The 3,672-nt window shown below is 37.4% G+C and carries 5 protein-coding genes; 1 reads left to right on the top strand and 4 read right to left on the bottom strand.

Annotation, left to right across the window (positions count from 1 at the left end):
• On the top strand, positions 1-564 hold a 564-nt coding region (locus GHD00_RS20630), incomplete at its 5' end, for a transposase (RefSeq protein ID WP_163540072.1).
• A 383-nt stretch (positions 565-947) separates the two neighbouring features.
• Here GHD00_RS20630 and rpsR read toward each other — a convergent pair.
• The 4 genes from rpsR to ychF form a co-directional block, all read right to left on the bottom strand.
• Positions 948-1,178: a 30S ribosomal protein S18 gene (rpsR, locus tag GHD00_RS20635; RefSeq protein ID WP_163540073.1), complete on the bottom strand. Its 231-nt coding sequence runs from the start codon at positions 1,176-1,178 to the stop codon at positions 948-950.
• Between the two features lie 38 nt (positions 1,179-1,216).
• Positions 1,217-1,711 carry a single-stranded DNA-binding protein gene (gene ssb / locus GHD00_RS20640; protein ID WP_163540074.1) on the bottom strand — a complete coding sequence of 165 codons (495 nt, stop codon included), beginning with the start codon at positions 1,709-1,711 and terminating at the stop codon, positions 1,217-1,219.
• Positions 1,712-1,727: 16 nt separating this feature from the next.
• Positions 1,728-2,018, bottom strand: a complete 291-nt coding sequence (gene rpsF, locus GHD00_RS20645) for a 30S ribosomal protein S6 (protein ID WP_163540075.1) — start codon at positions 2,016-2,018, stop codon at positions 1,728-1,730.
• Positions 2,019-2,173: 155 nt separating this feature from the next.
• On the bottom strand, positions 2,174-3,274 hold the full coding sequence (gene ychF, locus GHD00_RS20650) for a redox-regulated ATPase YchF (RefSeq protein ID WP_163540076.1): 1,101 nt from the start codon (positions 3,272-3,274) through the stop codon (positions 2,174-2,176).
• Positions 3,275-3,672: the final 398 nt, after the last annotated feature.

Raw genomic sequence — 3,672 nt, forward strand, 5'->3', positions numbered from 1 at the left:
AAGCCTTTGGAAGAACTCTCTAGTGAACTGTTTATTTTAAAACAAAAAATAAAAGATTATGAGTATCGCACAAGAAACATCGAAACCTACGAGGAAGAAATAGAGCGATTATTCATTGAAACCAATGGAATACTTCTTCTTACCATTCCTGGTATTGGACTTGTGACAGCTGCTGAAATCTTTTGTGAATTGGGCGACCTATCTTATTTTACAAATGCAGGTCAGCTTATAAAAAAAGCCGGGACCGATCCTGTTATTAAACAATCTGGACCTGGAGCAGGATACAAAGGCCATATCTCAAAACAAGGTAATGCTAATCTAAGAAGAGCTATATATAATGCTGGGCGAAGCCTTTCTGTTCACAATGAGGCTCTAAAACCTTTCGCTACGCGACTAAAGGGAAAAGGTAAAAAAACTGGCTCCGTATACATTGCAATGGGAAACAAGCTCTTAAAAATTGCGTTTGCCATGCTTACTAAAGGAGAACCTTTTAAATGGGATAACCCAGAATACAATTACAAACATGAAGTGTTTAAAAAACTAACTTTGCCGTTAATTGCGTAATATGAAATCAAAAAACAAACAGGCTCTATTCTTTTGGTTCTAGTGGAGATCGGATCTATTTTCCTGAGGCCCTGACCTCGATCGTTAGCCTTATCCCACTCGAGCTGTAAATGCGAATTAGTACGTTATTTACCTATTTTGTACTCTATGCCAGATTGCATCAATGCAGATCAAAGAATCGAGTGAAAATCCCTTTCTTAATCAAGAAAATGGAGTCTGTTTCATAATAAACTTGGTTAAATGCTACTTGTAAAAAATTGAAATTATGGTAGGTGTATTAGAGTTACCCAAAAACTTAAAAAAAGTATTTGACATTGTACGCTAACGTATAAAAAAAAGACACTATAAGGTATCTCGCCCTACAGTGTCTTTTTTATTATTTATTAATCATTAACATATGGTAAAAGCGCCATTTGACGAGCACGTTTAATTGCTTTTGTCAATTTACGCTGATATTTTGCAGAAGTTCCAGTTACACGACGAGGAAGGATTTTTCCACGCTCAGAAACGAAACGTCTTAACAATTCTACATCTTTATAGTCGATGTGCGTAATTCCATTTGCTGTGAAATAACACACCTTACGACGCTTTGCGCGACCACGACGAGCTGCCATTGTTGAAAACCTCCTTTAACATATTTGATTCCGTATTTTTAAAATGGTAAATCATCATCGGAAATATCAATAGGCTCTCCACTGTCTTGGAAAGGATTATCATTATTATTATTTCCTTGATTACCTGGATTGGCTTGTGGTTGACTTGATTGGTTCTGATTTTGATTAAAGCCTGAAGATCCTTGTGGTCCAGATTGCCCTCCAGATGAAGTGCCTCTAGTTTCTAAGAACTGAACAGAATCAGCGACTACTTCTGTTACGAAGACTCTTTTTCCATCTTGATCATCATAGCTACGAGATTGGAGTCGTCCATCTACCCCAACTAAGCTCCCTTTCTTCATGTAATTCGCAAGGTTCTCAGCTGGTCTTCTCCAAACGACACAATTAATAAAATCAGCGTCTCTTTGCCCTTGTTGATTAGAAAAAGGTCGATTAACCGCCAAGGTAAAGTTTGCTACTGCTACGCCACTTGGTGTATAGCGTAAGTCTGGATCTTTCGTTAACCTGCCGACAAGCACGACACGATTTAACATCAGAACCACTCCTTATTTATTGATCGTCTTCGCGAATTGCCATGTGACGTAAGATGTCATCAGAGAACTTCGCTTGACGATTAAATTCATTAATTGCTGTTTCGTCACCTTTAAAGTTAATGATTACATAGTATCCATCACGATGATCGTTGATTTCATAAGCAAGACGTTTCTTACCTACTTCTTCAACTTTTTCAATTTCCGCACCGTTATCTGTAAGGAAACCGTTAAAACGTTCAACTAATGCTGTTTGTGCTTCCTCTTCGATATTTGGGCGGATGATGTACATGATTTCATATTTATTCATCCGTTACACCTCCTTTTGGTCTTCACGGCTCTATTTGCACATAGAGCAAGGAGTAATAGTTTTTATTACTCACAATACGATATTATATCAATAATTTATATTGATTGCAAACATATATGAAATATTTTGGAACTATGTCTAACAGGTGATCCAAACTATACGTTAAAACGGAAATGTATTACATCTCCATCTTTCACCAAGTACTCTTTTCCTTCTAATCTCACTTGCCCTTTTTCTTTTGCTGCTTGCATAGAGCCAGCTTCCGCTAAGTCATCATAAGATACCGTCTCTGCTCGAATAAACCCTTTTTCAAAATCACTATGAATAATTCCAGCTGCTTGAGGGGCTTTAATTCCTTTTCTAAAGGTCCAAGCCCGAACTTCCTGTTCACCTGCTGTGAAATAAGTCGCTAACCCTAGCAATTGATAGGTAGCTTTAATTAGCTGATCTAGTCCAGACTCTTCAATGCCTAATTCTTCTAGGAAAAGCTCTTTCTCTTCTCCATCTAATTCCGCAATTTCGGATTCTACTTTGGCACTGACAACAATAACTTCTGCTTCATCTTTCTCAGCAAATTCCTTTACTCTTTGTACATGTTCATTGCTGTCTGCATCTAAAAGCTCGTCTTCTCCGACATTCGCAACATATAAAGCAGATTTGCTTGTTAATAGATGGAATCCTTTTACTAACTTTTCTTGTTCTTCTGTAAAAGATACCGCTCTAGCTGGTTTTTCTTCCTCAAAGGCATCTTTAAGCTTTGTTAATACTTCATACTCTGCTAAAGCTTCTTTATCTTTTTGCTTCGCCATCTTTTCTACTCGTTGCAATCTTTTCGTAACTGTTTCCAGATCTGCTAATATAAGCTCTAAATTGATCGTTTCAATATCAGAGATGGGATCAACCTGACCGGAGACATGTGTAATATTGTCGTCTTGAAAACAACGAACAACATGACAAATGGCGTCAACCTGACGAATATGAGAAAGGAATTGATTCCCTAAACCTTCGCCTTTACTTGCCCCTTTTACAATTCCAGCAATATCAGTGAATTCAAAAGCTGTTGGAATTGTCTTTTTCGGGTTAACTAGTTCTGTTAACTTTTGCAAACGATGATCAGGAACTTCTACAATCCCTACGTTTGGATCAATCGTACAAAACGGATAGTTAGCTGATTCTGCACCAGCTTGTGTTATTGCGTTAAATAACGTTGATTTCCCCACGTTAGGCAAACCAACGATTCCTGCTGTTAATGCCATGGTAAACTTTCACTCCTTAAGGATACCGTCCATATGAACGTTTCAGTCATTTCAATTATAGTGATACTTCATCCACTTGACAAGTTATCAAAAATGAAAAAGCAAGGAGTTAAGCTCCTTGTTTTTCTGATTTTCTTATAAAGAAAAACCTTTTTTATGACATGGATGATAACAGAAAAAAAGAAATTGTTCCACGTGAAACTTTTTTATAAAGTTTGTTACTTTACTACTCAGTTGAACCAAACTGCGCAATAGTGAAAATTTGTCTCGATGTAGATTCCATCCATTCTAATTTGAGATGTGTGCTATCATTCGCTCCGGCAGAATACTCCGCTTTCACCCAAGGGCACAAGTGCAACATCTACTCAAGCAAAGATCGCTTTCGTAGTGTTTTCTAT

The organism is Gracilibacillus sp. YIM 98692 (assembly GCF_010993965.1).
In the GTDB taxonomy this organism is placed as follows: Bacteria; Bacillota; Bacilli; order Bacillales; family Amphibacillaceae; genus Gracilibacillus.